This is a genomic window from Micromonospora sp. NPDC049366 (genome assembly GCF_044466625.1).
In the GTDB taxonomy this organism is placed as follows: Bacteria; Actinomycetota; Actinomycetes; order Mycobacteriales; family Micromonosporaceae; genus Micromonospora.
In genome coordinates this window covers 448937-475499 of record NZ_JBITMV010000001.1, presented here as the reverse complement: position 1 = coordinate 475499, position 26563 = coordinate 448937, and the positions used below count along the sequence as shown (strand labels likewise).

Below are 26563 nucleotides of genomic sequence, written 5' to 3'. Positions count from 1 at the left end.
GTGCCCTTTCCGTGCGGTTCAGCGGCTCTCGTCCCCCACCACAACCGCATGATCGACGGGCGCGTCGACGGTGCGCGCGGCCGCGAGGCGGGCGGGGGTCAGGTCGTACGGGCGGAGGAACACCAGGGCCACGGCCACCAGGAGGGCCGGCAGCGCGGTGAAGCCGAGCAGGATGCCGAGGCGGGCCGTGTCGGACTGGGCGGCCGCGACACCGGTGTCCGAGGAGACGTAGCCGGTGAGCTGGAGGACCAGGCCGAAGATGCCCGGCCCGAGCGCCAGCCCGAACGTCTCCCCGGCCGTCCACAGCCCGGTGAGCACCCCGGCCTGCCGCCGCCCGGTGCGCGCCTCGTCGAAGGTGATGCAGTCCGGCAGCATGGCGAGGGCGAAGACCTGCTGGCCCGCGTAGCCGACGCCCATCGCGGCGACCACCGCGTACCCGGCGACGGCGGGCAGCACCGGGGCGGCGGCCAGGGCCAGCGCACCCACCGCGAAGAGCAGCGAGGCGGCCACGAGGGCGCGCAGCTTGCCGACCCGGGCGCCGACCCGCGTCCAGAGCGGCATCACCAGCAGCGCCGGCCCGACGAAGCAGGCGAAGAGCAGGGTCGCTCCGGTCTCCGGGTCGCGCAGGATCTGGTCGGCGAAGTAGTTGACCCCGGCCAGGACGGTCGCCACCCCGGCGGACTGCACCACGAAGCAGAGCAGCAGCGCACGGAACGGCCGGTTGCGCCCGGCCACCGCGAGCTGCGCCCGCAGCGTCGGCTCGCTCTGGCGTACCGCGCCGGTCGGCGCGGACCGGGTGCCGAGGAACGCGCCCACCGCGCCGACCGTGATCAGGGCCGCCACGAAGAGCCCCATCCAGCGGTGCCCGGGCAGCCCCTCCCCGCCGGCGGTCACCACGACCGGCGCCACCGCGCCGGAGACCAGGATGGCGAGCGCAAGCACGGCGATCCGCCAGGTCATGAGCCGGGTCCGCTCGGCGTAGTCGTCGGTCAGCTCGGCCGGCATCGCCACGTACGGCACCTGGAAGAAGGCGAACGCGGTGGCGGTGGCGAGGAAGGCGACCGCCACGTACGCTCCGGCGGCGTCGCCCACGCCGAACGGCCCGGCGAAGATCGCGGCGAAGAGCACCGCGAGCGCGAGCCCGGCGACGAGCAGGTAGGGGCGGCGGGCTCCCCAGCGGGAGCGGGTGCGGTCGGAGATCCGCCCGGCCACCGGGTTGACCAGCACGTCCCACGCCTTGGGCAGGAGCACCAGCAGCGCGGCCACCCCGGCGGCGACGCCGAGCGTGTCGGTGAGGTAGGGCAGGAGCAGCAAGCCGGGCACCGTGCCGAAGGCTCCGGTGGCCAACGAACCGAGGGCGTAGCCGGCGTGCACCCGACGCGGAAGGCCGCCCGGGACCGGAGCCGGGGCGACCGGCGGCGCGTCCATGGCGCCGAATGTTACTCACGTTATGGGGTGGGTCACATCCCCTCTTCCGGTGACCAGCCGGCCGCCGCCATGTCCACCCGCTCGCCGCGCAGCGGCGTCCCCTCGGCGCGCAGTCGCGCCCGGGCCTCCCGCTCGTGGCCGGGTGGCAGCCGCCCCGCCGAGTTGACCACCCGGTGCCAGGGGACCGAGCCGCCGTGGCGGGACATGATGGAGCCGATCAGGCGGGCCGACGTCCGCCCGCTGCGGTCCGCGAGCGCGTCCGCCACCGCGCCGTACGACATCACCCGCCCCGGTGGGATCCGCTCGACCAGGTCGAGCACCGCCTCCACGTACTCGTCAGGGGTCACGAGCGCCACGATATGGGAACGCCGCCGGGCGCCGCGCCCGTGACCACGCAGAATGGGCGGGTGCGCGAAGCGGTAACGACGGCCCGGCGGGTCGTCGTCAAGATCGGGTCCTCCTCGTTGACCACCGCGGCCGGTGGGCTGGCCGACGAGCGGGTCGACGCACTGGTCGACACCCTCGGGGCGCTGGCCGCCGAGGGCCGCGAGGTGGTGCTGGTCTCCTCCGGCGCGATCGCCGCCGGCCTGACCCCGCTGGGCCTGGCCCGGCGCCCGCGCGACCTGGCCACCCAGCAGGCGGCGGCCAGCGTCGGCCAGGGCCTGCTCATCGGCCGGTACGCGACCAGCTTCGCCCGCCACCGGCTGACCGTCGGGCAGGTGCTGCTCACCGTCGACGACGTCACCCGGCGGGCGCACTACCGCAACGCCTACCGGACCCTGCGCAAGCTGCTCGACCTGCGGGCGGTGCCGATCGTCAACGAGAACGACACGGTGGCCACCGAGGAGATCCGGTTCGGCGACAACGACCGACTGGCCGCGCTCGTCGCCGCCCTGGTCGACGCCGACCTGCTGGTGCTCCTCTCCGACGTCGACGCGCTGTGGACCGGCGACCCGGCCCGGCCCGGGTCGACCCGGATCACCGAGGTACGCGACGAGGACGACCTGAGCGGCGTCTCCATCGGCGGCGCGGGCCGCGCCGGGGTGGGCACCGGCGGCATGGTGACCAAGGTCGAGGCGGCCCGCATCGCCACCGGGTTCGGCATCCCCGTGGTGCTCACCGCTGCCCCGCTCGCCGCTCCGGCGCTGGCCGGCGAGGCGGTCGGCACGTTCTTCCACCCCCGCCAGCGGCGCCCGGCCGCGCGGCTGTTCTGGCTCGCGCACGCCACCTCGCCCCGGGGCCGGCTGCACCTCGACCCGGGGGCGGTCGCCGCCGTGGTCGGGCGACGCAAGTCGCTGCTCCCGGCGGGGATCACCGCGGTCGACGGGGCGTTCACCGCCGGCGACCCGGTCGACCTGGTCGACGCCGAGGGCGCGCCGGTGGCCCGCGGTCTGGTCAACTATGACGCGGTGGAGCTGCCGGGACTGCTCGGCCGCTCCACCTCGGAGCTCGCCGCGGCGCTCGGCCCGGCGTACGAACGGGAGGTCGTCCACCGCGACGACCTGGTGCTGCTGTGAGGGAGACGAGGATGGGCGTGACCGAGCAGGCACGGCGGGCCCGGGAGGCGGCGAACGAGCTGGCCGTGGCGACGCGTACGGCCAAGGACGCCGCGCTGCACGCGATGGCCGACGCGCTGGTGGCGCGTACGCCGGAGATCCTGGCCGCGAACGCGGCGGACCTGGCGGCCGGCCGCGAGGCCGGGCTGACCGCGGCCGTGCTGGACCGGCTCGCCCTCGACGAGGGCCGGGTGGCCGGCATCGCGGACGCGCTGCGGCAGATGGCCGCCCTGCCCGACCCGGTCGGCGAGGTGGTCCGCGGCTCGACCCTGCCCAACGGGCTGGAGCTACGCCAGATCCGGGTGCCGTTCGGGGTGGTCGGCATCATCTACGAGGCGCGGCCGAACGTGACCGTCGACGCCGCCGGCATCTGCCTGAAGTCCGGCAACGCGGCGCTGCTGCGCGGCTCCTCCTCGGCGGCGCACTCGAACGCGGCGCTGGTCGAGGTGCTGCGTGACGCGGTCGCCGCCGCCGGCCTCCCCGCCGACGCGGTGCAGCTGCTCGACGCCACCTCCCGCGACTCGGTCAAGGAGCTGATGCGCGCCCGCGGGCTGGTCGACGTGCTGATCCCGCGCGGCGGCGCGTCGCTGATCCGCACGGTGGTCGAGGAGTCGACGGTGCCGGTCATCGAGACCGGGGTGGGCAACTGCCACGTCTACGTGGACGCCGCCGCCGACCTGTCGAAGGCCGTGGCGATCACGCTGAACGCCAAGACCCAGCGCCTGTCGACCTGCAACACCGCCGAGTCGCTGCTGGTGCACACGGCCGTCGCCGACGCGTTCCTGCCGCCGATGCTCGCCGCGTTCGCGGAGGCCGGGGTGACCGTGCACGGCTCCCCCGAGGTCGCCGCGTTCTCCGCCGCGGTCGTGCCCGCCACCGACGAGGACTTCGCCACCGAGTACCTCTCCGCCGACATCTCGGTCGCCGTCGTCGACTCGCTCGACGCCGCGGTCGCGCACATCCGGCGGTACGGCACCGGGCACACCGAGGCCATCGTCACCGACTCGACGACCGCGGCCCGGGACTTCGTGGCCCGGGTCGACGCGGCGGCGGTGATGGTGAACGCCTCCACCCGGTTCACCGACGGCGGCGAGTTCGGCTTCGGCGCCGAGATCGGCATCTCCACGCAGAAGCTGCACGCCCGAGGGCCGATGGGCCTGCCGGAGCTGACGTCGACCAAGTACGTGGTCACCGGCGACGGCCACCTGCGCGGCTGACCACGGCGCGCTCCCGGCCGGCGCGGGCGAGCGTCAGCGGAGGGCGCGGATCGCGGTCAGCGTGGTGTGGACGTCGAACTGGTGGCCGTCGTCGCTCTCCCAGCCACCGTCACTGCGCTGGGTCTCGGCGAGCCGGCGACGGGCGGCCAGCATCGTCGGGTGGGTCGGGTCGAGGTCCACGCGGCGCAGCGTCGCGGCGAGCCAGGCGGCGTCCGCCGGGGACATCCTGGGCAGCCGCCCGGCGAGCGCGACCAGGATCCGCGCCGACTCGTCGTACATGTGCTGGCCGTGGAAGACGGCCGCGGCCAGCCACCCGGCCGGCAGGTACGACGGCCAGCCGCCGTCCGGGGCGAGCTGGCCGGCGAGGGCCTCCGCCGCGCCGTGGACCACACCGGCGTACGCCCCGCCGACCCGGCTGTCCAGCGGGCCACCGGCGCGGGCGTCCCGCCCGGCGACGGCCAGCCAGTAGCCGGCGTTCGCGGTCAGCAGGAACCGGGCCTCGGGATCACCGGGCCGGGCCCAGGGCGGCGCCACCTCGGCGAGCGAGGCGTCCTCCTCCCAGCTGCCGTCGGCGAGTTGCCGGGACGCGAGCCAGTCGAGGGCCTTGCGGGCGGCGGGCCGCCCGAGCGCGCCCAGGTCGTCGAGCTCGGCGAGCCGGAAACAGGTGGCGTCGACGGAGCCGACGGCACCGCCCAGGACCGGCGGCCAACCGCCGTCGGGCGCCTGCCCGACCTCCGCGCGCTCGAAAAGCTCCGGTGGCGGCGACGCGCCGGTCCGGAGCCGGGAGAGACGCGCGCGTTCCACCGCGTCCCCATGAGCCACGACGTAGCCGATCGCGGCGTCCAAGTCGACCACGGCGGACACGCTACCGGCGCAAACGTGATTACGCCTCGGTAGCTCGGCCAGGTGGCCCCGCCCACCCCGGGCAGACGGAAGGGGCCCTTCCGTCGTCGGAAAGGCCCCTTCGTCGACGACTCAGTACGCCGGAAGCGACGGGTCGACCTGCTTGATCCAGGAGAGCACGCCGCCCTGGACGTGGACCGCGTCCCGGAACCCGGCCGCCTTGAGCGCGGCGAGCGCCTCGGCGGAGCGGACACCCGACTTGCAGTGCAGCACGATCTGGCGGTCCTGCGGCAGCCGGGACAGCGCCTCGCCGGAGAGGATGTCGCCCTTCGGGATCAGGGTGGCACCGGGGATCCGGACGATCTCGTACTCGGCCGGCTCGCGCACGTCGACGAGGAAGATGTCCTTGCCGGCGTCCTGCCACTCCTTCAGCTCCGCCGCGGTGATGGTCGCGTCGAGGGTGGCCTCCTGGGCCTCCACCGACACCGCGCCGCAGAAGTCCTCGTAGTCCTCCAGCAGGTCGGTCACCGTCGGGTTCTCGCCGCAGAGCACGCAGTCCGGGTCCTTGCGAACCTTGATCTTGCGGTAGGACATCTCCAGGGCGTCGTAGACCATCAGGCCACCGACCAGCGGCTCGCCGATGCCGGTGAGCAGCTTGATCGCCTCGGTGACCTGGATCGACCCGATCGAGGCGCAGAGGACGCCGAGCACGCCGCCCTCGGCGCAGGACGGGACCATGCCGGGCGGCGGGGGCTCCGGGTAGAGGCAGCGGTAGCAGGGGCCGTGCTCGGCCCAGAAGACCGACGCCTGGCCGTCGAAGCGGTAGATCGACCCCCACACGTACGGCTTGCCGAGCAGCACCGCCGCGTCGTTGACCATGTAGCGGGTGGCGAAGTTGTCCGTGCCGTCGACGATCAGGTCGTACTGGGCGAAGATCTCGCGGACGTTCTCCCGGTCCAGCGCGGTGTTGTGGATCTCCACGTTGACCAGGGGGTTGATCTCACGGATGCTCGCCGCCGCGGACTCGGCCTTGCTCCGGCCCACGTCCGAGACGCCGTGGATGATCTGGCGCTGAAGGTTGGACTCGTCGACGGTGTCGAAGTCGATGATGCCGAGCGTGCCGACACCGGCCGCGGCGAGGTACATGAGGGCCGGCGAGCCGAGGCCGCCGGCGCCGACGCAGAGCACCCGGGCGTTCTTCAGCCGCTTCTGCCCCTCGACCCCGACATCCGGGATGATCAGGTGGCGCGAGTAGCGGCGGATCTCGTCAACGGTCAGCTCGGCGGCGGGCTCGACGAGGGGGGGCAACGACACGGTGGACTCCCCGGGATCGGCGGTGCGAACCGCGCCATTGTCGCTCGCTCAGGTCCCGGTCGGCCATGAGGGAGGACACTCCGCCCGCCATTCGGGAGCGGGAATAAAGCTGTCGACCGATGCGGCGGTCGGGGGGCCGGCCACGCCGCCCGCCCCGCCCGACGGGCGTCGCGGCGGCCGGGTCAGGGGATGATCTCGCCGGCGTACCGGCGACCGTCGACGTAGGGCCAGGCGTTGGCGAGGCAGCCGTCCAGTCCGTACGTCTGCTGCTGCATCACCGGCGCCGGCCGACCCGGCCCCGGGCAGGCCTCGTGCCCCTCGCCGAACTCGTGCCCGACCTCGTGATTGATGACGTAGGTGCGGTAGACCGACAGCGGAGCCCCGTAGTCGGGCACGGCCTCCATCCAGCGGGCCAGGTTGATGATGACCCGACCCGGCAGCCGGCACGAGGTGTAGCCCTCGGTGCTGAGCCCGCCCTCGGCGCACATGCGCTCCGAGGTGACCGGGGTGGCGAGGTAGATGGTGAAGTCGGCCTCGGCCCGGTCGGCCACCCGCTGGACGCGCAGCTCACCCGAGCCGATCCAGCTGCGCGGGTCGGCCAGCGTCTCGTCGACGCTGGCGGCGAACGCGTCGACGTCCTGGCCGGTGCCCTGCTCGACCACGACCCGGTAGCGGTGCAGCGGGCCGTCCTCGCCCTGGACGGAGGTCCCACCGCCGGCGGCGGCGAACCGTCCCGCCCCGGTCGAGGGCACGGGCTGCGGCGCGGCGTGCGTCGCGGCTCCGGCGGCCTGCGGGAGCCGGCCCGGCAGCGCGGTCGGCGGCGGCGTCGGCGGCGGACCGGTCCGGGCCACCGCCACGCCGCCCGTCGCGGCGGCGATCAGCACCAGCCCGAGCAGCAGGGAGCGGCGGCGACGCCGGTACATCCGGGTGCGGGCGGGGCTCGCGGGCCGATGGGGCCGGTCCGACGCCGGCCGGGGCGCACGCTCGCGATGACCGGGTTCAGGCGGGTCGTTAGGGGACGACGACGTCATGAATCCCAGCGTGCCAGATTAAGCGCGCATTACTCCGCTTATACGTGTGAAAACAACTTATGTTGCCAATGCCGCAGACGGAATAATCTGTTCTAAATGGGACCAAATAGGGCGAATCACAGCGATGGCCCGGAGTAGCGGCGACCGTTCCGGTACGGCCACGGATTGGCGACACACCCGTTCAGGAAGAGCGTCTGCTGCATCATCACCGGCGCGACACGGCCGGCACCCGGGCACCGCTCGTGGCGATGCCCCAGCTGGTGACCCACCTCGTGGTTGACCACGTACGTCCGGTACAGCGACAGCGGCACCTGCGCCCGGACGAAGTGCGGAACGGACAGCCGCCAGCGGTCCAGGTTGATGATCACCTTCCCGGGGGCGCGACAGGACGTGTAGGGACGCCCGCCGACCCGGATGTCGACCCCACCGGCCGCACACATCTGCCCGGCCGTGCGCGCGGTGGCCAGGTAGACGGTGAAGTCCGCATCCTGCCGCCCGGGCACCTGCTGCAACCTCAGCTGGCCGCTGTCCACCCAGCTGCCCGGCCCGGCCAGCGCCACCCGCACCGCCTCGCCGAACTCGCCCGCGTCCTCCCGGCTGCCCGACTCGACAGCCACCCGGTAGTGCTGCAACCGCCCACCCCGGCCCAGCACCGGCCCGGTGCGGTCGTCGTAGCCGAACCGGCCGGAGCCGGCGGAGGGCACCGGCCCGGGCAGCGTCAGCACCGGCGGCTCCGGCGCGGCCGGGCTCGACGCCGACGCGACGGGAGAGGTCGACTCCACCGGCGACGCGGCCACCAACGGCAGCGCCGCCGCCTCCGGGCGGGGCGGCGGCGTCGTACGCGGCTCCTGGTGCCGGGCCACCACGATGACCGCCGCGCCCACGGCCAGCAGCACCGCGGCCAGTTGGGCGAACGCCTGGAACCTGCGGCCACCGCCGCGCCGGGGCCGGTCGCCCGGCCGGGGCGACGAGCCCCGCCCGCTGATCACCGGACCGGCGGGCGACGGACCGGTCGCGCGGCCGGCGGGCGGACGCGGTGTGGGGACCGCTGCGGTGGCCGACGGCCGGGGAACGGCGGATCGACCGGACGGTGAGCTGGGCATCCGGCTCAGCCTGCCAGATCGGAACGCCGGACGCCCTCCCCCGTTTCGTCGAGCAGGCCCAGCACCGCACGGGCCACCACCCGGGGCACCTCGAGCTGGGCCACGTGCCCCACCCCGTTCAGCATGAGCAGTCGGCTGTCCGGGATCACCCGGGCGGTCTGCGGCGCGACGCGTACGTCCACCAGGCGGTCCTGCCGACCACCGATGACCAGCGTGGGTGCCCGCACCGCCCGGGCCAGCCGCCACAGCGAGCCCGACCCCGGCAGGTACGACCGCAGGAAGCTGGAGACCAGACCACGGAACGTGCGGACGTACGCGGACGCGTAGTGCGCCGCCTGGTAGCGCACCAGGATCTCCTCCAACGCCTCCTGGCGGCGCTGCGCGGAGATCCGGCTCAGGTCGGCGACGCACGCCTCCATCACCTGCTGGGCCATCACCTCGGGCGCCACCTGGGCGAGCCGACGGGCGGCGAGGCGCTCGGCCCGGGGCAGGGCGAGCAGGGGCAGCATGCGGCCCTGCAACGAGCGCCGGAAGTCCAGGAACGGCAGAGCCGGAGAGACGAGCGTCAACGTGCGTACGAGGTTGGGGCGCAGCCCCGCCACGTGGACGGAGATCGCCCCGCCGAGGGAGTTGCCGAACAGGTGCACCGGCCCTCGACCGGAGTGCTCGATCCACCGGACGACCCGCTCGGCGAAGGCCGGCACCGTGTAGCGGGCACCCGGCTCGCTGCGGCCGAAGCCGGGCAGGTCGATGGCCTGACCCTCCAGCCGGTGGGCGAGCAGGCCGGCCAGGTCGGTCCAGTTCTGCGACGAGCCGCCGAGGCCGTGCACGTAGAGCGCGGGCTCGGCCGTCGGGCCGGTGGCCGGGGTGTCCCGTACGTAGATGACGGAGCCGTCGAGCCGGACCGGCCGACCGGGCCACGGCGGCGGGACCCGGTGTTCGGGAAGGACGTGCTCCGGGCAGAGGGTGGCACGCTTCATCGTCCCAGTCTGCCCTCCGAAGCTCAGGCGAGCAGGGCCTCCAGGCGACGGTTCACCGCGGCCAGAGTGGCCCGGACGACCGCCTGTCGCGGGTCACCCGCGACCAGCGCCGAGCCGGCCAACTGCTCGACCCACCCGTCACAGACCAGCAGCACGACGACGGTGGCCACCTCGCAGTTGCCGAACGGGACCACCGCGGCATGCTCGACGAAGCACCGCCCGCCCTCGGCGTTGTCCGGACGACGGAGCAGCTCGTCGACCGCCGCCGCGGCGGCCACCGCGCAGAGCCGCAGGACGTAGCCGTCGACGGCCGGGCCGGTGGCGTAGCCGGAGGCGTTCCGGTCGCCCGCGATCAGCCGGACCTCGACGGTGGCGTCCAGCCCGAACGTGCTCACCAGAACGTGGTCGATCACCACCCGGGGGCCGGGCACGCCGCCGGTGTCCAGCGGCCGGGACGGCGCGCTCTCCGTGGTCGTCAACTGCGCCCCGGAGTACGACGCCCCGATCGTCGCCGGGCTGCCGGTGGCCATGCCAGCCGCAGCGCCGGTCGAGGTCTCCTCCACAGTGGCCCGCCCGCGCGGCGGGGCGTTCTGCCGGCGCCGTCGAGGCGTCTCGGTCTCCGCACGCGGCACCCGCCCCTCGGCCCGGGGGTCGGGCCGACCGGCGACCGGACCCGCGCCACTGTCGGCGGCGCGGCGCTCGGCGGCCCGGGAGCCGGCCTCCGCCCGCCCCTCGGGGGCACGGGACCCGAACTCCGCGCGACCCTCGGCTCCCCGCGGCGCGGCGGGCTCCGCGCCGCGCCGACGAACCGGCGGCGGGGGCGTCGCCGGCATGCCCGGCACGTTCTGCGGTGCGGCGGCAAGCCCCATCCGCTCCTGGAGCAGGCGGGCGACGTGCCGGCTCACCTCGGCCGCGTCGGCCCCGTCGGCCAGGTCGAGGCGCAGGCTGTGGGCGCCGGCGGCGGTACGCCGCAGCGACGCGTCACGGACGCCGGCCACCTCCCGTACGGCACCGAGGATCGCGTTGACGTCGAACCCCTCGGGCCGCTCCTGCGGCGGGGCGGGCTCGTCGTCGCGGCGCAGGTGGGTGGCGATGCGGGCGAGTTCCGGGGTTTCGGCGTGTGGCTCCACGGCTGGCGGCTCCGGCACGACGGGCACGTCCGGCTCGGCGGGGACGCGCTGCGGCAACACCGCCGCCGTCTGGTCCGGCCGGTGGTCGTCGGCCGGGCCGGCCGAGGCTACCGGGTCGGGCGCGGACCGGCGGGCCGCGTAGGGCGGTGCGCTCGTCGGGGCGGGCGCGGACAGGGTGCGGTCGCCCCGGCCGCCTCTGCTCGTGGCGGAGGACGCCGTGGGACTCGTCGACCCGGATTCGCCGGGCCTGCTCGGTGCGGCGGCATGGGGATCCGCGGCCGCAGCCGGCGCGTGGTGACCGGCGGCGGTCGCGGCCGGGTGGCCGGCAACGGCCGAGTTCGCGGCGCGGTGACCGGCGGCCGAACTGGCGGGCTGACCAACGGCGGCGGGGTCGGCGCGGTGACCGAGGTCAGCGGGGTCGGCGCGGTGACCGACGGCGGCCGGATCGGGGCGGTGACCGACGGCCTGCGGGTGGGCGGGGCCGGTCGGCTCAGTGGACCGGGAGCGGAGCCCCGCGGCACGGGACTGCGCCGCGTCGGGGCCGTCGTCGCCGGTGGTCGGGTCGGACATCGCCGGCGGCACGCTCGCCGGGCGCCCGGCCCAGGACGGCCGGTCGGGCGGCGCCGACCAGACCCCGCCCGGACCGCCGGCCCAGGCCGGCCGATCCGGGGCGGCCGGCGGCGCGCTGGACGGCACCGGCGGGGCACTGCTCGGCCGGACACCGGCCGGCGACACCGGCACCGCGCTGCTCGGGGGCGGGACGGGTGCCCAGGACCCCCGCTCCGCTGACATCGGCGGCTCCCCGGTCGCCCGGTCGCCCGCCCAGGCCGGCGGCTCCCCGGTCGTACGCTCGCCAGCCCAGGCCGGCCGCTCGACGGTCGCCGGGGACGGACCGGACGGATCGGGCGGGCCGCTGCTCGGCGCGGCCGACGGGCTGCCGCCGGCCCAGGCCGGTCGGTCCCCGGTGACGCGCCGTTCGGCCTCGGCGGCATATGCCGGGCCGGACTCCGCACGGGTCACCTCGTAGGGCTGGCCCGGGTCGGTGCGGACCGGCTCGTACGGGTGGTTCGGCTCGGCCCGCACGGGCTCGTACGCCCGGTGCGGCTCGGCCGCCCACGACGGCCGCCCCTCCTCGCGGGCCCGGCGCCCGGCGGGCTCCTCGGTCTCCCGCCCGGCCGGCTCGTCGTCGGCCCGGCCGCGGTGTCCGGTCGGTTCCTCGTCGGCTCGGCGCTGCCCGGTCGGCTCGTCGTCCCGGGTCCGGCGCGCGGCCGGCTCGTCGTCGTCGCGCCCCCGGCGCGCCGCGGGCTCGTTGGTGCGTGACCAGGCCGGGGCCCAGCCGCCACCCCAGCTCGGCCGGTTCCAGCTCGGCCCGGACCAGTCCGGCTCGTTGGCCGGCGGCTCGGCGGCGGCCCGGGGCTGCGCGGCGTGCGGATCGGCGGGCGGCGGGTAGGCGGCACCCCACCCGCGCGGCTCCGCCGGAGGCTCCTCGGCGGCGTTCCGCTCCGCGGCGGGCGCGTGGAAGCCCGGCGGCACCTCGAAGCCGGACGCGGCCGTGCCGACCGGCGGGACCTGCATCGCGGGCGGCGCCGACGTCGGCAAACGAGGCTCGGCCCAGCGCGGTGGGTGGGCCGGCGGCTCGTCGGACGAGTGACGGGCGGGCCCGGACTCCGGGTCGGCGGGGCCGAGGGGCTGCTCGACCGCGGGGGCGGGACGCTGGGCGGGCACGATCAGGCGGTCACCGCCCGGCTCACGGCGGTCGTCGACCGGCGGGGCGCTCACCGGCGTGGGCCGGCCGAACGGCTGCTCAGTGGGGTGGCTCACCCCGTTGCTGCGGTGGCCGTTGATCCGGGCGGGGGGCTCGGGCTCGCCCGACCGGCCGTTCAGCGGGGCGGGGAGGTCGCCGTGGCCGGGCGAGGAAGCCGCCCAGCCCGGGGCCGGGTCGGTCCGCCAGCGCGCCGCCGCCGCACGGGCGGCGGGTCCGTCACCGGGGCCGGCCCAGTCGGCCGCCGGGGGCGCCCAGCCACCGCCGGCGCGGCCCGGGTCGTCCTGCTGACCCGTCCCGTCGCCGTGCTCTCCCGGGGTGGCGGCACCGGGTTGCCCTGCTTCACTCACCGTGCGCTCCTTGGTCGCCCCCGCTGAGGCTACCGTGTGGTGAGAGTGGCGATAAGTTACCGCGGCGGGCCAATTCCGCGACGAGCCGTCAAGGTCGACCGGTTCGGGGTAAAAGTGCCGGCTCGGACGAAGAACTCGGAGGTTCCCATGACCGCTGTGGGGAACGGCGCACAGGCGACCGGACGGCCCACCCGTCTGCCCCGGTCGGCCCGTCGTAAGCAGCTGCTCGCCGCGGCGCAGGAGGTGTTCGTCGCGCAGGGCTACCACGCTGCGGCGATGGATGACATCGCCGAGCGGGCCGGGGTCTCCAAGCCGGTGCTCTACCAGCACTTCCCGGGCAAGATGGAGCTCTACCTGGCGCTGCTCGACACGCACTGCGACGCCATCGTGGCGAAGGTCCAGGAGGCGATGCGCGGCACCAGCGACAACAAGGAGCGGGTCAGCGCCTCCGTCCGCGCGTACTTCGACTTCGTCGACCACGAGAGCGAGGCGTTCCGCCTGGTCTTCGAGTCCGACCTGCGCAACGACCCGGCGGTGCGGCAGCGCGTGGAGCGGGTGGAGCAGGGCTGCATCGCCGCGATCACCGACACGATCATCTCCGACACCGGGGTCTGCCGCTCGCACGCCGAGCTGCTCGCCTCCGGGCTGGTGGGCGCGGCGGAGACCGCCGCCCAGTTCTGGCTGGCCAGCGGCCGGCAGGTGCCGAAGGCGGAGGCCGAGGCGCTGGTCGCGGCGCTGTCCTGGCGCGGGATCGCCAGCTTCCCCCTGCAAGGTGAGTCAGCCTGACCGTCCCGGCCGAGATCGGATAGCCTTCCCACGGCGGCTCTTTCGCCCCAGTTGAGGAGGCACAGTGGAGGTCAAGATCGGCGTGCAGTACGCGCCGCGCGAGCTGGTTCTGGAGAGCGCGCAGTCGCCGGCCGAGATCGAGCAGATCGTGACCGACGCCTTCGCCAACGACAGCGGCACGCTGTCCCTGACCGACGAGAAGGGCCGGCGGGTGATCGTGCCGGTCAACAAGGTCGCCTACGTCGAGATCGCCGAGGCGTCCCCGCGGGCGGTCGGGTTCACCGTTCGCTGATCGTCACGGGGCCGGGGGGTGCGGTCCGATCCGCCCGCCCCGGCACCGGTCGATCGTGATCAGTTGTTGAGGCCGGCGGCGGCCATGCGCGCGGTGTGCGCGGCGGTCAGCTGACGGAACAGCGCCGGCGCGTCCACCCGACCCCCCTGCGCGATCAGCGCGGTGAGCGCTCCCCGGTCGGCCGCGGCGACCCGCCCGGCCTGGGACAGCGCCTCGCCGACGAGCCGGCGGGCCCACATCGAGAGCCGGTTCGCCACCCGCGGGTCCGCCTCGACCGCCACCCGGATCTCGGCGGCGGCGAACTCGGCGTACCGCGACTCGTGCAGCACGTCGAGCACCAGCTCCCGGTCCGGCCCGTCGAGCGCCACAGCGATCTCCCGGATGAAGTCGTCGGTGATCGCGTCACCCACGTACGCCTTGGTCACCGCCTCCGCCCAGTCCCGCGGCTCGGTCGAGTCGTGGTACGCCTGCAACGCCGCCACGTACGGTGCCATCGCCTCCTCCGGCGCCACGCCCAGCGCGCCGAGCCGGTCGGCGAGCCGACGGTAGTTGGCGATCTCGGCGGCGGCCATCTCGCCCAGTGCGGCGCGCCGCCGCAGGTCGGGTGCGAGTCGGGCGTCGCCGGCCATCCGTTCGAAGGCGAGCAGCTCGCCGAGCGCGACCAGGCCGAGCAGGTCGGTGACGGCGGTACCGGGGGTGGTCGGCACGGACACGAGCGGAGATTACCGCCCACGACACCCGCGCGGGGGGGCTCGAACGGGCCCGTTCTCCGGTCGCCCGGTGAAGTCCCCACCCATGCCCGAAACCACACCCGGATCGCCGATACCGCCCGTTAGTCCGGCCGCATCGACCGTCCCGGGAGGAGACGGTGCGGAAATGGAATCGGGACGACCCCCTGCTGGTTCAGGTAGTATGGAGCAGTTGCCGTGGGCGCCGATCTGATTCGACGCCAAGCCCGCGGCGCGCGCGTGCGGCCCGGTCCGGCTCGGCGATCCGCCCCCGACCGTGTGGCCCGCGCCATACCAGACGCGCCCTGCGGACACGACGGGGCGCACCACGAGAGGGCACCCCCACATCCACATGAGCGAATTGACGCAGGAAAGCACGGGAGGCCAGGAGCTGGCCCCCACCGCTCCGGTACGACCGGAGGCACCGACCTTCGCCGAGCTCGGCGCGCGTCAGGAGACCGTCGACGCGCTGGCCGCCGCCGGCATCACCCGCGCCTTCGCGATCCAGGAGTACGCGCTCCCGATCGCGCTGCGCGGCACCGACCTCATCGGCCAGGCGCCGACCGGCACCGGCAAGACCCTCGGCTTCGGCGTACCGCTGCTGGAGCGGGTCTTCGCGCCGTCCGAGGGCGGCGACGGCGTGCCCCAGGCACTGGTCGTCGTCCCCACCCGCGAGCTGGGCATCCAGGTCGCCAAGGACCTGGCCGCGGCCGGGCGCACCCGGGGCGTCCGGGTGCTGCCGATCTACGGCGGGGTGGCGTACGAGCCGCAGATCGAGGCGCTGCGCAAGGGCGTGGAGATCCTGGTCGGCACGCCGGGCCGGCTGATGGACCTGCAGAAGCAGAAGCACCTGCGGCTCGACCGGGTGCGCGCGCTGGTCCTCGACGAGGCCGACCGGATGCTCGACCTGGGCTTCCTCGAGGACGTCGAGAAGATCCTCGCGATGCTGCCGGAGGACCGGCAGACCATGCTCTTCTCGGCGACCATGCCGGACCCGATCGTCACCCTCTCCCGGCGCTTCCTGCGCCACCCGGTGACGATCCACGCCGGGCACACCGCCGAGACCGGTCCGTCGCCGCAGACCGAGCAGCTGGCGTACCGCACCCACTCGATGAACAAGATCGAGATCGTGGCGCGCATCCTCCAGGCGGAGGGCCGCGGCCTGACCATGATCTTCACGCGGACCAAGCGTGCCGCCGACCGGGTCGCCGAGGACCTCGACTTCCGCGGCTTCGCGGTGGCCGCCGTGCACGGTGACCTCGGGCAGGGCGCACGTGAGCGGGCACTCCGGGCGTTCCGCGCCGGCAAGATCGACACGCTGGTCGCCACCGACGTGGCGGCGCGCGGCATCGACGTCACCGGCGTCACGCACGTCATCAACTACGACTGCCCGGAAGACCAGGACACGTACACGCACCGGATCGGCCGCACCGGTCGCGCCGGGGCGAGCGGCGTCGCGGTGACCTTCGTCGACTGGGACGACATGCCCCGCTGGCGGATCATCGACAAGACGCTCGGCCTGGAGATGCCGGAGCCGCCGGAGACCTATCACACCTCTGCGCACCTCTACACCGACCTGCACATCTCTCCGGACGTCAGCGGCACGTTGCCGAGCGCCGAGCGCACCCGGGCCGGGCTCTCCGCCGAGGTCGAGGAGGACCTCGGCGGTGGCCGGTCCCGCCGAGGTGAGGGCGGCCGCAGCCGCCGGGGCGGCGGCGGTCGGGGCGAGAGCCGCCGGGGCCGCGCCGGTTCGTCGTCCGCCGACGCGCCGGACACCACCCCCACGGTGGCCGTCGACGCCGCCGAGGAGGGCACCCGTACCCCGCGCCGCCGGCGTCGCCGCCGGGCCGGCGAGGTGGTCGCGGGCGAGGCGACCGCGGTGATCGCCGAGGGCGGCACCAGCGAGCCGACCACGGCCAACGCCGGGGAGGCCGTCGAGGCGTCGTCGAAGCCGCGCCGCCGCCGACGCCGTCGTGGTGGCGGTTCCGGCTCCGGTACGCCCGCCGAAGCCACCGCCGACTGACACACGAACACCAGAGAAGTCCCCCGCCCCCACCCGGGCCGGGGGACTCTCCGTCTCACCCCACACCCCAACCCCACCCTCGTCCTCCGCCACCCCACCCCCACCCCACGCCCCCGTCGATCATGCAGTTGTGGTGCCTCACAGAAGCCGCCAGGCAGGATATTTCAGGCACCAGAACTCCATGATCGCCGGAGACGAGGACGGGGCGGCGAGGAGGGGCGGGCCGGGGGTGAGGGCGGGGGGTGGGGCGACAGGATGGGGAGGATGGGGAGATGCCGGAGAATCTGGACGCCGCGCTGGACGAGGTGCGGGGGCTGCTGCTCGATCCCGCGCTGACCCGGGCGGTGGCCGCCGGGCGTCGGCGTGGACAGCGCCCCTCGGTGGTCCGGGCCGAGCTGCGGCCGGTGACCCTCAAGGCCGGGCCCCGGTTGCAGATCTCCACGTCGGACGGCGCCCGCCCGTACACCCGCAACGTCGCCCCCGGCACGGAGGCCGACACCGCGGTCCGGGCCCTGCTGGCCGAACCCTTCGGCAACTGGCACGTGGAGACGGCCGACCGGACCCTCCAACTGCGGGTGACGAAGTCCGGTGAGGCCCAGGTGCACCGCGCCGCCGCCACCCGGCCGGCCCCCGTAGCCGGCGGGCACGACCGGGAGAAGGAGTACCTGCTCGACCCAGGCGATCCGATCTTCGCGGAGATCGGCGGCTCCGCGGCGAAGCGCCGGCAGGTCGACGCGTTCCTGCGGGCGCTGGCCGCGACCCTGCCCGACGACCTGACGGGTCCCCTGCGGGTGGTCGACCTCGGCTGCGGCAACGCCTACCTGACCTTCGCCGCGTACCGCTACCTGGCGCAGCGGGGGCTCGACGTCGAACTGGTCGGGGTGGACGTACGCGAGGACCAGCGGCAGCGCAACACCGAACTGGCAAAGCGGCTGGGCTGGGGCGAGCGGGTGCGCTTCGTGGCCGGCACGATCGCCGACGCCGTGGTCGAGCCCACGCCCGATCTGGTGCTCGCCCTGCACGCCTGCGACACCGCCACCGACGAGGCGCTGGCCCGGGCGGTGCGGTGGGACGCCCGCTGGGTGCTCGCCGCGCCGTGCTGCCACCACGACCTGGCCGCCCAACTGCGCAGCCGACCCGCGCCCGGCCCGTACGAGCTGCTGACGCGGCAGGGCATCCTGCGCGAGCGCTTCGCGGACGTGCTGACCGACTCGCTGCGAGCCGCGCTGCTGCGGTTGCACGGCTACCGCACCGAGGTGGTCGAGTTCGTCGACTCCCGGCACACCCCGCGCAACCTGCTGATCCGGGCCCGTCGCACGGGCGGTGGACCGAGCCGGGAGCAGCGCCGGGACTACCGGGAGCTGGTCGACCAGTGGCGGGTGACGCCACGACTGGAGACCCTGCTCCCACCCGATCCGTCCGCTGTGGACTGATCGACCGGTCCGCGCCGGCGGTGGTCGGCGGCACCACGTTTGGTTGACCGGCGGCAATCATCACGCCATCGATCCGGCTCCCCACGATGCTGCGTGGAATTTGGTCCCGTTCATGGGACAGTTTGTGCGGTCAGTCAATTGTTTCCGGGCCATCTGGTACTACGCTCAGGTGCGAGATCGTCCCCGGTGTTCCGGTCGGGAGGGAAGAGCCGCAGGGATGGGTTCCGCAGAGGTTTCGCCACAGATGGCGTTCGCACGGTTCGTGCGGCGGGCCATCGACGACGCTCGGGACGAACGAGGCTGGACCGTCACCGACCTGGCCGCCCACACCGGCGTCGGCCGCTCGACCGTCTTCCGCTGGCTCGCCGGCGACTGGCAGGACTACCCCGAACTCGCCAAGGTCCGAGGCTTCTGCGCCGCGCTGGACCTGCCGGTCGCGGCGGCGTTCCGCGCCCTCGGCCTGCCCGACGCCGGTCCGGCACCGCGCCGCCGCACCGACGACGGCCCGGTCGAGGCCGACGTCCGGGTGATCCTGGACCGGCTCGCCGATCCGACCGTCCCGGCCGAGGAGAAGCACCACATCCGCGACCTGCTCCGCTACCTCGCCCGCCGCCCCATCCGCCGCGCCGGCTGAGCCCCACCAAACCGCCCGCCGCGCGGACGACCACTCCGCCCGCCGCGCCGACAGAGCCCCACCCGGACCGCCGGCCGCGCGGACGACCAGACCGCCCGCCGCGCCGGTGAGCCCGACCCTCAGGGCACCGTGACGGTGAACTCCGCGGTCCGCACCACGCCGGCCACCTGGAAGTCCAGGTAGAGCCGGTAGCGGCCGGGCCCGGGCACGGTCAGCCAGAACCGCACCGCCCCGTCGACCAACGCCGGTTCGGGGTGGACGTGCAGATAGCCGAGGTCCCCCTCGCGCAACGCCACCAGGTGCCCGTACGCGCCGAGGTAGCGCTCCACCGTCGGCGCGGCACCGTCGGCGGTGATCCGGAAGGTCAACGGCACGTTCACGCCGACCTGCGGGGTGCCCTGGTAGTCGACGGTGAACCCGTCCACGGTGCCGGTGCTCGTGGGGGCGGGCAACGGCGTCGGCTCGTACCGGCCCGGCGCGACGAGGTCGACGCCGAGGGTCAGCACCGTCTGGGTGCCGTCGTCGGCGACGGTGGTGAAGTCGGCGTACGCCCGCCAGGTGCCCGGCTGCGGCAGCGTCAGCGGCACCGACCAGGTGCCGTCGGGCGCCATCGTCGGATGCAGGTGCTGGAAGCCGCTCAGGTCCCGGCGGACGACGATCAGGTGCATCGGCTTGTCGTGCACGATGGCGAACCGGGTGACCGCCCGGCGCTGCGCGTCGCGGATCTGAAACCGGAGCGAGCCTTCGCGGCCGGGGGTGAACGCGCCGCCCAGCGGGGTCAGCGTGTAGCCGGCCGAGGTGACGGAGAGACCACCCGCGTCGGTGGTCGTCTGGTCGGCGACGGCGCCGTGGTCGTGGGCGCCGGTGCCCGGCGGGTGCGTGTGGTCGGTGACGGTCTCCAGGCCCACCGCCGTGGCGGGGCCGCCCCCGGCGCCCATCCGGCCGAGGCCGAAGCCGAGCAGCACGGCGAGGATCAGACCGCCGACGACCAGGGCGAGCCGGACGGTGGCGCGGTCAGGCGCGGCGGGGTGCTGGTCAGGCACCGTGCGGGTGACGCCCTCCTCGTCCATGGCGCCCACCGTACCGCCGCGCTGACCGGTGCCCGCCGGCTGTCGCGGCGGCGTGGCGACGGTCGCAATCCCCACGGCTCGGGAACTTTTCGCACTCCGGCGGCGACGGACCGTCACGACACTCAGCCGGCGACCGCCAGGGCGAGCGGCAGCACGTCCGGGGCGCCGGCCTGGCGCAGTGCCCGGGCGAGGAGCGTCATGGTCCACCCCGAGTCGACCAGGTCGTCCACCAGCAGCACCGGCCCGTCCAGCCCGGCGAGCGCGGCGGCCAGGTCGGGCGGCACGGTGAAGGCGTCGTGCAGCGCGCGTACCCGTTGGGCGCTGTTGCCCCCCGCCGCCGCACCGCCGGTGTGCGGCGGAAGCTGGCCGAGCAGCGGGAGCCGGCCCACCGTGGCGATCCGCTCGGCGAGGGACCCGACCAGGTGGGGTCGCCGCTGCGAGCCGGCCGCGACCACCGCCACCGGACGCCGGGGCCAGGGGTCGTCGCCGTGCGCCCAGGCCTTCAGGACCTCGACCACCGCGCCGGCCACGTCGTCGGGCACCGGGCCGTCGGCGGCCTCGGGACCGACCAGGCCGCGCAGCCGCCCGCCCCAGCCCAGGTCGGAGAGGCGACCCACGGCCCGGCCCGGCAGCGCCTGCTCCGCGGGGGCGATCCGCCCCTTCAGGGGTACGCCGACCGCCTCCAGCCCGGTGGGCCAGAGCTTCTTCGGCGGGATCTCGACGCCCGGCCGACCCAGGAACGTCTGCGCGGCGGTCAGCGCCGGGCCGGACACCTCGGCGTCGAAGAGCGGCCCGGCACACCGGTCACACCGCCCGCAGTCGGCCGCCCCGGCGTCGTCCAGGCACTCCCGCAGGTAGCGCATCCGGCAGCCGGCCGTGGTCGCGTACTCCCGCATGGCCTGCTGCTCGGCGGTGCGCGCGGCGGCGACGCGGCGCAACCGGGCCTCGTCGTAGGTCCACGGCTCGCCGGTGGCGAGCCAGCCGCCGCGCACCCGGCGGACGGCGCCGTCCACGTCGAGCACCTTGAGCATCAACTCCAGGCGGGCCCGGCGCAGGTCGACGAGGGGTTCCAGGGCCTGCGTGGAGAGCGGGCGGTCGGTGTGCAGGGCGGCCAGCACGGCCCGCACCTGCTCCTCGGGCGGGAAGGCGAGCGAGGCGAAGTAACGCCAGATCGCCGCATCCTCGGCGCCGGGCAGGAGCAGCACCTCGGCGTGCTCCACGGCTCGGCCCGCGCGGCCGACCTGCTGGTAGTAGGCGATCGGCGAAGGCGGTGCCCCGAGATGCACCACGAAGCCGAGGTCGGGCTTGTCGAAGCCCATACCCAGCGCGCTCGTGGCGACCAACGCCTTGATCTTGTTGTCCAGCAGATCCTGCTCGGCGGCCCGCCGGTCGGCGTCCTCGACCTGCCCGGTGTACGAGGCCACCGCGTAGCCACGGGAGCGGAGGAACTCGGCGGTCTCGCCCGCTGCGGCGACCGTCAACGTGTAGACGATGCCGGAGCCGGGCAGCCGGTCGAGGTGGTCGGCGAGCCAGGCCAGCCGGTGCGCCGGGCTGGGCAGGTCGAGCACGCCGAGCCGCAGCGACTCACGGTCGAGCGTGCCGCGCAGCACCAGGGCGTCGCTGCCGTCACCCGTGCTGAGCTGCTCGGCGACGTCGGTGGTGACCCGCGCGTTGGCCGTCGCGGTGGTGGCCAGGACCGGCGTGCCGGTCGGCAGGTTGCCGAGGAAGGTGCGCAGGCGCCGGTAGTCGGGCCGGAAGTCGTGCCCCCAGTCGGAGACGCAGTGGGCCTCGTCCACCACCAGCAGGCCGGTCGTGGCGGCCAGCTTCGGCAGCACCCCGTCGCGGAAGTCGGGGTTGTTGAGCCGCTCGGGGCTGATCAGCAGCACGTCCACCCCGCCGGCGTGGATCTCCGCGGTGATCTCGTCCCACTCGTCCAGGTTGGCCGAGTTGATCGTGCGGGCGCGGATCCCGGCCCGCGCTGCCGAATCCACCTGGTTGCGCATCAGCGCGAGCAGCGGCGACACGATCACGGTGGGCCCGACGGGGTTGCCCTCCCCGGGCCCCCCCGACGCCGTGCCCGCTCCGGTGCCGCCGGCGCCGGGGTCGGCGGCCCGGTCCCGCTCGCGCAGCAGTGCGGTGGCGACGAAGTAGACCGCCGACTTGCCCCACCCGGTGCGCTGCACACAGAGCACCCGCCGCCGGTCGACCACGAGCGCCTCGATCGCCCGCCACTGGTCCTCGCGCAGCCGGGCGTGCTCGCCGGCCAACCGCCGGAGCACCGCCTCGGCCCGCTCCCGTACCGCCGCCCGATCCTGACCCATCCGGCATTTCTACCAGCCCCGGCCGACATCGCCCGCCGCCCGCGCACCGGGGTCCGCCCGGCGACGACACCGAAGCGGGTCGGCGCGGATCGGCGCGGAGCCGGCGCGGGCGTCGGACGGCGTTGGTCAGCGGCCGAGCACGGAGCCGCCGTTGACTCCCAGCACCTGACCGGTGACGTAGCCCGCCCTCGGGCTCGCCAGGTAGCGGACCGCCTCGGCGATGTCGGCCGGTACGCCGGCCCGCCCGACCAGGGTGGCCGCGACCCGCTGCGCGTGCCCCTCCGGGGTCATCCGGTCGCCGAAGAACTCGGTCTCCGCGACGTAGCCGGGGCTGATCACGTTGACCGTGATCTCCTCCGGTCCGAGCTGCGCGGCGAGGTCGTACGCCCAGCCGTGCAGGGCCGCCTTGGCCGCCGAGTACGGCCCGCCGCCGCCGCGCTGGGCGGCGATGGAGCTGACCAGGATCACCCGGCCGCCGGGGCGACGCAGGGACGGGCGCAGCGCCTCGGTGAGCAGCACGGCGGTGAGCACGTTGGCGTCGAGGTTGGACCGCCAGAAGGCGGCGGTGCCGGCCAGCGAGCCGGTGTCACCGGCGAGGTATCCGCCGGCGTTGTTCACCACGACGTCGACCGTCCGACCGTCGAGCGCCGCCAGTACGCGGTCCAACTGCTCCGGGTCGGTCAGGTCCGCGGTGACCGGGGTGACCGCGCCCGGCCGGCCGCACTCCTCGCCGATCCGGGCGGCGGCGGCGTCGAGCACGTCGGCCCGCCGCCCGATGACGAACACGTCGTACCCGTCTCCGGCGAGCGTGCCGGCGACCGCCGCGCCGATCCCGGTTCCGCCTCCGCTGACCACCGCGACCCGCGAATCCACCATCTCGTCCTCCCCGTACGCGAAAAACACCCCGTCGATCATGAAGTTGTCGCTCGCCGACGCGGCGTGTCGTGACAATAACTTCATGATCGACGGGGTGGGGGCGGGAGGGCGGGAAGGGGGTGGGGTGGGGGTTAGCGGGGTGGGCGCAGGGCGCGGCGGAGCGGGGTCAGCCGGGAGGTGAGGCTGGCCAGGCCACCGGGGAAGAAGTACACGGCCAGGATGAAGATGGTGCCGAGCACGAAGAGCGGCTGGGACAGCGGCCGGCTCAGGACCGCGGGCAGGGCGTCGACCGCGTCGGAGGTGCCGAACGCGGTGAGCCGGTGGTCCAGGTACATGTAGAGGACGCCGCCGAGCACCGGACCCCACCGGGTGCCCGGCCCGCCGAGCACCACCATGACCAGCAGCGACAGGGTCAGCTCGGACGAGGTGATGTGCGGCGACGCGCCACCGACGATGAGGCAGTAGACCACGCCACCGGCCGCCGCGAGCCCACCCGCCAGGGTGAACGCGACCAGCTTGTAGCGGTACGGGTCGAGCCCGAGCACGCCGATGCGCCGCTCGTCGTCGCGCAGCCCGGCCAGCACCCGCCCGGTCGGCGAGCCGGAGACCCGGTGCACGACGAGGACCACCAGCGCCAGGTACGCCAGCGCCAACCAGTACAGGTTGACCGTGTTGGCGACCCCGACCAGACCGGCGGGCAGGTTCGTCACGTCCAACGGGAGGCCCTCTTCGCCGCCGGTGAAGCCGCCGAAGTCCCGCGCCACCAGGATCGCGCCGACCTGCGCGAACGCCAGCGTGACCATGGCGAAGGCGATGCCGACCGTACGCAGCGCCACCGCACCGAGCAGCGCGGCCAGGATCGTCCCACCGCAGACGGTGAAGAGCGCCGCCTGCCACAGCGGCAGCCCGGCCCTGGTGACCAGGATGTCGGTGCCGTACACGCCGGCCGCGAAGTAGAGGGCGTGCCCGAAGGAGAGCATCCCGGTGCGGCCGAAGAGCAGGTCGTAGCCGGCGGCGAGACCGCCGAACACCAGGCAGACCGCGAGCAGTTGCAGGGTGCCGGGCGAGTTGAGCGGGCCCTCGAAGATCCCGGGCAGCTCCACCGTGGAGTACGGCAGGATCGCCGCGACCAGCAGCGCGACCAGCGGCAGGAACGGCCGTACGCGGTGCCACCGGCCCCGCCGCGGCGTCAGCTCGGCGGGTACCGCGGCGGGGGGCGCCGGAACCTCGGGGCTCTTGACCTCGGTCATGCCGTTGCCACCTTTCCGGCGATGCCCTGCGGGCGCAGCAGCAGCACCACGGCCAGCAGACCGACGACGCAGACGTCGCCGAGGCCGGACGGGCCGTAGTAGTTGACGAACTGTTGCAGCAGACCGACCGCGACCGCCGCGTACGCCGAGCCGACCACCGAGCCCATGCCGCCGATCACCACGACGATGAACGCGAAGATGAGCAGCGAGCCGCCCTGCCCGGGGGAGACGGTGCCGAAGTAGACGCCGCCGAGCGCCCCGGCCAGCGCGGCGGCGGCCCCGCCGATCGCGAAGACCAGCGTGAACGCCTTGCGGACGTCGATGCCGAGCGCGGTCACCATCTCCCGGTTCTCCACGCCGGCCCGGATCACCAGGCCGTAGCGGGTCCAGCGGAGGAAGGCGAGCAGCGCGCCGAGCACCACCGCCGCGGCGATGATCAGCAGCAGGCCGCCGTTGGGCACCTGCGCCCCGAGGATGCCCGTCACCTCGCGGGTCCAGTCGGGGCGTGGGAAGGGCCGGGCGTCGGCGCCCCAGGTGGCCTGGAGCAGGGCGACACCCGCCAGCGACAGGCCGACGGTGACCAGCACCTGCTCGATGGTGCGCGAGTAGAGCGGCCGGATCAGCACCAGCTCGACGAGCACCGCGACGAGGGTGCCGGCGGCCACGCCGAAGACGACCGCGACCACGAAGCCGAAGCCGTCCGACCCGGCGCCGGGCAGGTTGCCCGCCGCCCACCAGGTCGCGTAGGCGCCCACGCCGAGGAACAGCCCGTGCGCGAAGTTGAGCACGTCGGCCAGGCCGAACACGAGGGAGAGGCCGGAGGCGACCAGGAAGTACAGCGCCGCCAGGCCCAGGCCGGTCAGCGCCAACAGGATGACGGTGCCCATCAGTTCGCGTCCTTCCCCGCGGCGGCCCGGTTGCCCGGCGCCCCGTCCGACGCGCCCGGCGCGGTCCGCGCCGACGTGGCCGGGTGGTGCCCGTCGCCGGTGCCGACCCCCAGCAGGGACTTCGTGAGCGCCGTCTCCAGCAGCAGCTCCTGGGCGTCGCCGGCCCAGGCCACCTGGCCGGCGGCGAGCACCACCGCGTCGCGGGCGAGCCGCCGCACCACGGCCAGGTTCTGCTCGACCAGCAGCACCGGCACGGACTCGGCCACCCGCTCCAGCACCTCGGTCACCTCGGTCACCACCTTCGGCGCCAACCCCTTGGTCGGCTCGTCGATCAGCAGCAGCCGGTTGTCGTTGAGCAGCACGCGCCCGATCGCGAGCATCTGCTGCTGCCCGCCGGAGAGCGAGCCGGCCCGTTGCCGTCCGCGCCGGTCCAGCTCGGGGAAGAGCGCGTACACCTTGTCGTACGCCGGAGCGGTGCCCCGCCGTTCCGACAGCCGCAGGTTCTCCGCGACGGTGAGCCCGGCGAAGACGCAGCGGTCCTCCGGCACGTAGCCGAGCCCGCCGCGGACCAGCCGGTAGGTGGGCCGGGCCAGCAGGCTCTGCGCGCCCATCCGGATCGTGCCGCGCACCTCCCCGTTGCGGGGGGTCAGCCCGACGATCGCGCGCAGCGTCGTGGTCTTGCCGACGCCGTTGCGGCCGAGCAGCACGGTCACGCCCGTCGGGGCGACCGTGAACGACACGCCCTGGAGGATGTGCAGCCCGGCGATCCGGACCGACAGGTTCTCCACATTCAGTACGGGTTCCATCAGAGCGACTCCCCCAGGTATGCCTCCTGGACGGTGGCGTTCGCCATCACCGTTTCCGGGGTGTCGCAGGCGAGCAGCGCACCGTGGTGCATCACGGCGATCCGGTCGGCCAGCTCCAGAATCACGTCCATGTGGTGTTCCACCATGAGCACCGACCGTCCGCTGTCCCCGGTCAGCGAGCGGATCACCGCGACCAGCTCCGGTACGTCCTCGGCGCTGACCCCGGCCATCGGCTCGTCGAGCAGCATCACCCGCGGCTCACCGGCGAGCAGCAGGGCGATCTCCAACTTGCGCTTCTCGCCGTGGGCGAGGGTGCCGGCGAGCGCCGTACCCCGGTGGGCGAGGCCGACCCGGTCGAGCGCCGCGTCGGCGGCGGCGGCCACCTCCCGGTCGGCCGCCGCCCGCCGCCACAGCTTCATCGAGCCCCCGCGGTGCGCCTGTACGGCGAGCCGCACGTTCTCCCGCACGCTGAGCGAGCCGAAGACCGAGGACGCCTGGAAGGTACGGCCGAGCCCGAGTCGGGCCCGCCGGTGCGGCGGGAGGTCCGTGATGTCCTGCCCGTCGAGGGTGATCCGACCTTCCGTGGCCCGGCGCAGGCCGGTGATCAGGTTGAACAGTGAGGTCTTGCCGGCGCCGTTCGGCCCGATCACGCCGAGGAACTCCCCGGGCGCCAGGTCGAGGTAGACGCTGTCGACGATGGCGACCTCACCGATCCGCCAGGTCAGACCGCGGGTGGCGAGCAT

General features: G+C 74.8%; 23 protein-coding genes. 7 read left to right on the top strand and 16 right to left on the bottom strand.

Going from position 1 to position 26563, the window contains the following annotated elements; all coding sequences use genetic code 11:
* Positions 1 to 18: 18 nt before the first annotated feature.
* Together ACIBTV_RS02205 and ACIBTV_RS02200 are read right to left on the bottom strand one after the other, a co-directional pair.
* Positions 19 to 1428: an MFS transporter gene (locus ACIBTV_RS02205; RefSeq protein ID WP_396701464.1), complete on the bottom strand. Its 1410-nt coding sequence runs from the start codon at positions 1426 to 1428 to the stop codon at positions 19 to 21.
* A gap of 32 nt (positions 1429 to 1460) precedes the next feature.
* On the bottom strand, positions 1461 to 1775 hold the full coding sequence (locus ACIBTV_RS02200) for an MGMT family protein (protein WP_396701462.1): 315 nt from the start codon (positions 1773 to 1775) through the stop codon (positions 1461 to 1463).
* Between the two features lie 12 nt (positions 1776 to 1787).
* Here ACIBTV_RS02200 and proB point away from each other — a divergent pair, with 12 nt between their 5' ends.
* Positions 1788 to 2945 carry a glutamate 5-kinase gene (gene proB / locus ACIBTV_RS02195; protein ID WP_396701460.1) on the top strand — a complete coding sequence of 386 codons (1158 nt, stop codon included), beginning with the start codon at positions 1788 to 1790 and terminating at the stop codon, positions 2943 to 2945.
* A gap of 11 nt (positions 2946 to 2956) precedes the next feature.
* The gene (locus ACIBTV_RS02190; protein ID WP_396701458.1) at positions 2957 to 4201 is read left to right on the top strand and encodes a glutamate-5-semialdehyde dehydrogenase; all 1245 of its coding nucleotides are present in this window, start codon (positions 2957 to 2959) and stop codon (positions 4199 to 4201) included.
* A gap of 33 nt (positions 4202 to 4234) precedes the next feature.
* Here ACIBTV_RS02190 and ACIBTV_RS02185 read toward each other — a convergent pair whose 3' ends face one another.
* From ACIBTV_RS02185 to ACIBTV_RS02160, 6 genes are all read right to left on the bottom strand, one after another.
* A complete protein-coding gene (locus tag ACIBTV_RS02185) occupies positions 4235 to 5056 on the bottom strand; it encodes a prenyltransferase/squalene oxidase repeat-containing protein (RefSeq protein WP_396701456.1) in 822 nt (273 codons plus the stop codon).
* A gap of 120 nt (positions 5057 to 5176) precedes the next feature.
* Positions 5177 to 6358 carry an adenylyltransferase/sulfurtransferase MoeZ gene (gene moeZ, locus ACIBTV_RS02180; protein WP_396701454.1) on the bottom strand — a complete coding sequence of 394 codons (1182 nt, stop codon included), beginning with the start codon at positions 6356 to 6358 and terminating at the stop codon, positions 5177 to 5179.
* A 182-nt stretch (positions 6359 to 6540) separates the two neighbouring features.
* Positions 6541 to 7281: a DUF3152 domain-containing protein gene (locus ACIBTV_RS02175; protein WP_396701452.1), complete on the bottom strand. Its 741-nt coding sequence runs from the start codon at positions 7279 to 7281 to the stop codon at positions 6541 to 6543.
* A 224-nt stretch (positions 7282 to 7505) separates the two neighbouring features.
* Positions 7506 to 8492, bottom strand: a complete 987-nt coding sequence (locus ACIBTV_RS02170) for a DUF3152 domain-containing protein (RefSeq protein ID WP_396701450.1) — start codon at positions 8490 to 8492, stop codon at positions 7506 to 7508.
* A gap of 5 nt (positions 8493 to 8497) precedes the next feature.
* Complete coding sequence (locus ACIBTV_RS02165) at positions 8498 to 9472, bottom strand: alpha/beta fold hydrolase (RefSeq protein WP_396701448.1); 975 nt, start codon at positions 9470 to 9472, stop codon at positions 8498 to 8500.
* Positions 9473 to 9495: 23 nt separating this feature from the next.
* On the bottom strand, positions 9496 to 11394 hold the full coding sequence (locus tag ACIBTV_RS02160; protein ID WP_396702042.1) for a hypothetical protein: 1899 nt from the start codon (positions 11392 to 11394) through the stop codon (positions 9496 to 9498).
* 1467 nt (positions 11395 to 12861) lie between these two features.
* Here ACIBTV_RS02160 and ACIBTV_RS02155 point away from each other — a divergent pair.
* Positions 12862 to 13500 (top strand): TetR/AcrR family transcriptional regulator, encoded by a 639-nt coding sequence (locus tag ACIBTV_RS02155; RefSeq protein ID WP_396701446.1) that lies wholly within the window; start codon positions 12862 to 12864, stop codon positions 13498 to 13500.
* 64 nt (positions 13501 to 13564) lie between these two features.
* Entirely contained in the window at positions 13565 to 13792 is a 228-nt protein-coding gene (locus ACIBTV_RS02150) for a DUF3107 domain-containing protein (protein ID WP_396701444.1), read from the top strand.
* A gap of 59 nt (positions 13793 to 13851) precedes the next feature.
* Here ACIBTV_RS02150 and ACIBTV_RS02145 read toward each other — a convergent pair whose 3' ends face one another.
* Positions 13852 to 14505: a ferritin-like fold-containing protein gene (locus ACIBTV_RS02145; RefSeq protein ID WP_396701442.1), complete on the bottom strand. Its 654-nt coding sequence runs from the start codon at positions 14503 to 14505 to the stop codon at positions 13852 to 13854.
* A 367-nt stretch (positions 14506 to 14872) separates the two neighbouring features.
* On the opposite strand from ACIBTV_RS02145, the gene ACIBTV_RS02140 reads away from it, so the two are divergent.
* The 3 genes from ACIBTV_RS02140 to ACIBTV_RS02130 all read left to right on the top strand — a co-directional run bounded on the left by ACIBTV_RS02140 (position 14873) and on the right by ACIBTV_RS02130 (position 18610).
* A complete protein-coding gene (locus tag ACIBTV_RS02140) occupies positions 14873 to 16543 on the top strand; it encodes a DEAD/DEAH box helicase (RefSeq protein ID WP_396701440.1) in 1671 nt (556 codons plus the stop codon).
* Between the two features lie 272 nt (positions 16544 to 16815).
* The gene (locus ACIBTV_RS02135) at positions 16816 to 17976 is read left to right on the top strand and encodes a class I SAM-dependent methyltransferase (RefSeq protein WP_396701438.1); all 1161 of its coding nucleotides are present in this window, start codon (positions 16816 to 16818) and stop codon (positions 17974 to 17976) included.
* 217 nt (positions 17977 to 18193) lie between these two features.
* Entirely contained in the window at positions 18194 to 18610 is a 417-nt protein-coding gene (locus tag ACIBTV_RS02130) for a helix-turn-helix domain-containing protein (RefSeq protein ID WP_091594804.1), read from the top strand.
* Positions 18611 to 18729: 119 nt separating this feature from the next.
* Here the strand turns inward: ACIBTV_RS02130 and ACIBTV_RS02125 are convergent, their stop codons facing one another.
* The 7 genes from ACIBTV_RS02125 to ACIBTV_RS02095 form a co-directional block, all read right to left on the bottom strand.
* Positions 18730 to 19680 (bottom strand): hypothetical protein, encoded by a 951-nt coding sequence (locus ACIBTV_RS02125; protein WP_396701436.1) that lies wholly within the window; start codon positions 19678 to 19680, stop codon positions 18730 to 18732.
* A 122-nt stretch (positions 19681 to 19802) separates the two neighbouring features.
* Entirely contained in the window at positions 19803 to 22001 is a 2199-nt protein-coding gene (locus ACIBTV_RS02120) for a DEAD/DEAH box helicase (protein ID WP_396701434.1), read from the bottom strand.
* Positions 22002 to 22127: 126 nt separating this feature from the next.
* Entirely contained in the window at positions 22128 to 22874 is a 747-nt protein-coding gene (locus ACIBTV_RS02115) for an SDR family NAD(P)-dependent oxidoreductase (RefSeq protein WP_396702040.1), read from the bottom strand.
* Positions 22875 to 23008: 134 nt separating this feature from the next.
* On the bottom strand, positions 23009 to 24127 hold the full coding sequence (locus ACIBTV_RS02110) for a branched-chain amino acid ABC transporter permease (protein ID WP_396701432.1): 1119 nt from the start codon (positions 24125 to 24127) through the stop codon (positions 23009 to 23011).
* Complete coding sequence (locus ACIBTV_RS02105; protein ID WP_396701430.1) at positions 24124 to 25014, bottom strand: branched-chain amino acid ABC transporter permease; 891 nt, start codon at positions 25012 to 25014, stop codon at positions 24124 to 24126. Before ACIBTV_RS02105 ends, ACIBTV_RS02110 begins: the two co-directional genes overlap by 4 nt.
* Positions 25014 to 25820: an ABC transporter ATP-binding protein gene (locus ACIBTV_RS02100; protein ID WP_396701428.1), complete on the bottom strand. Its 807-nt coding sequence runs from the start codon at positions 25818 to 25820 to the stop codon at positions 25014 to 25016. The genes ACIBTV_RS02105 and ACIBTV_RS02100 overlap by 1 nt, the downstream gene beginning before the upstream one ends.
* Positions 25820 to 26563 (bottom strand): ABC transporter ATP-binding protein, encoded by a 744-nt coding sequence (locus tag ACIBTV_RS02095; protein ID WP_091594794.1) that lies wholly within the window; start codon positions 26561 to 26563, stop codon positions 25820 to 25822. Before ACIBTV_RS02095 ends, ACIBTV_RS02100 begins: the two co-directional genes overlap by 1 nt.

What these genes read in the sequence shown, in the direction of transcription:
- ACIBTV_RS02100 (WP_396701428.1), bottom strand. Translation starts at nt 25,820, where the DNA reads ATGGAACCCGTACTGAATGTGGAGAACCTGTCGGTCCGGATCGCCGGG.
- ACIBTV_RS02140 (WP_396701440.1), top strand. Translation starts at nt 14,873, where the DNA reads ATGAGCGAATTGACGCAGGAAAGCACGGGAGGCCAGGAGCTGGCCCCC.
- ACIBTV_RS02135 (WP_396701438.1), top strand. Translation starts at nt 16,816, where the DNA reads ATGCCGGAGAATCTGGACGCCGCGCTGGACGAGGTGCGGGGGCTGCTG.
- ACIBTV_RS02105 (WP_396701430.1), bottom strand. Translation starts at nt 25,014, where the DNA reads ATGGGCACCGTCATCCTGTTGGCGCTGACCGGCCTGGGCCTGGCGGCG.
- ACIBTV_RS02205 (WP_396701464.1), bottom strand. Translation starts at nt 1,428, where the DNA reads ATGGACGCGCCGCCGGTCGCCCCGGCTCCGGTCCCGGGCGGCCTTCCG.
- ACIBTV_RS02160 (WP_396702042.1), bottom strand. Translation starts at nt 11,394, where the DNA reads ATGTCAGCGGAGCGGGGGTCCTGGGCACCCGTCCCGCCCCCGAGCAGC.
- ACIBTV_RS02170 (WP_396701450.1), bottom strand. Translation starts at nt 8,492, where the DNA reads ATGCCCAGCTCACCGTCCGGTCGATCCGCCGTTCCCCGGCCGTCGGCC.
- ACIBTV_RS02130 (WP_091594804.1), top strand. Translation starts at nt 18,194, where the DNA reads ATGGGTTCCGCAGAGGTTTCGCCACAGATGGCGTTCGCACGGTTCGTG.
- proB (WP_396701460.1), top strand. Translation starts at nt 1,788, where the DNA reads ATGGGAACGCCGCCGGGCGCCGCGCCCGTGACCACGCAGAATGGGCGG.
- ACIBTV_RS02165 (WP_396701448.1), bottom strand. Translation starts at nt 9,472, where the DNA reads ATGAAGCGTGCCACCCTCTGCCCGGAGCACGTCCTTCCCGAACACCGG.
- ACIBTV_RS02190 (WP_396701458.1), top strand. Translation starts at nt 2,957, where the DNA reads ATGGGCGTGACCGAGCAGGCACGGCGGGCCCGGGAGGCGGCGAACGAG.
- ACIBTV_RS02110 (WP_396701432.1), bottom strand. Translation starts at nt 24,127, where the DNA reads ATGACCGAGGTCAAGAGCCCCGAGGTTCCGGCGCCCCCCGCCGCGGTA.
- ACIBTV_RS02095 (WP_091594794.1), bottom strand. Translation starts at nt 26,563, where the DNA reads ATGCTCGCCACCCGCGGTCTGACCTGGCGGATCGGTGAGGTCGCCATC.
- ACIBTV_RS02175 (WP_396701452.1), bottom strand. Translation starts at nt 7,281, where the DNA reads ATGTACCGGCGTCGCCGCCGCTCCCTGCTGCTCGGGCTGGTGCTGATC.
- ACIBTV_RS02125 (WP_396701436.1), bottom strand. Translation starts at nt 19,680, where the DNA reads ATGGACGAGGAGGGCGTCACCCGCACGGTGCCTGACCAGCACCCCGCC.
- ACIBTV_RS02155 (WP_396701446.1), top strand. Translation starts at nt 12,862, where the DNA reads ATGACCGCTGTGGGGAACGGCGCACAGGCGACCGGACGGCCCACCCGT.
- ACIBTV_RS02120 (WP_396701434.1), bottom strand. Translation starts at nt 22,001, where the DNA reads ATGGGTCAGGATCGGGCGGCGGTACGGGAGCGGGCCGAGGCGGTGCTC.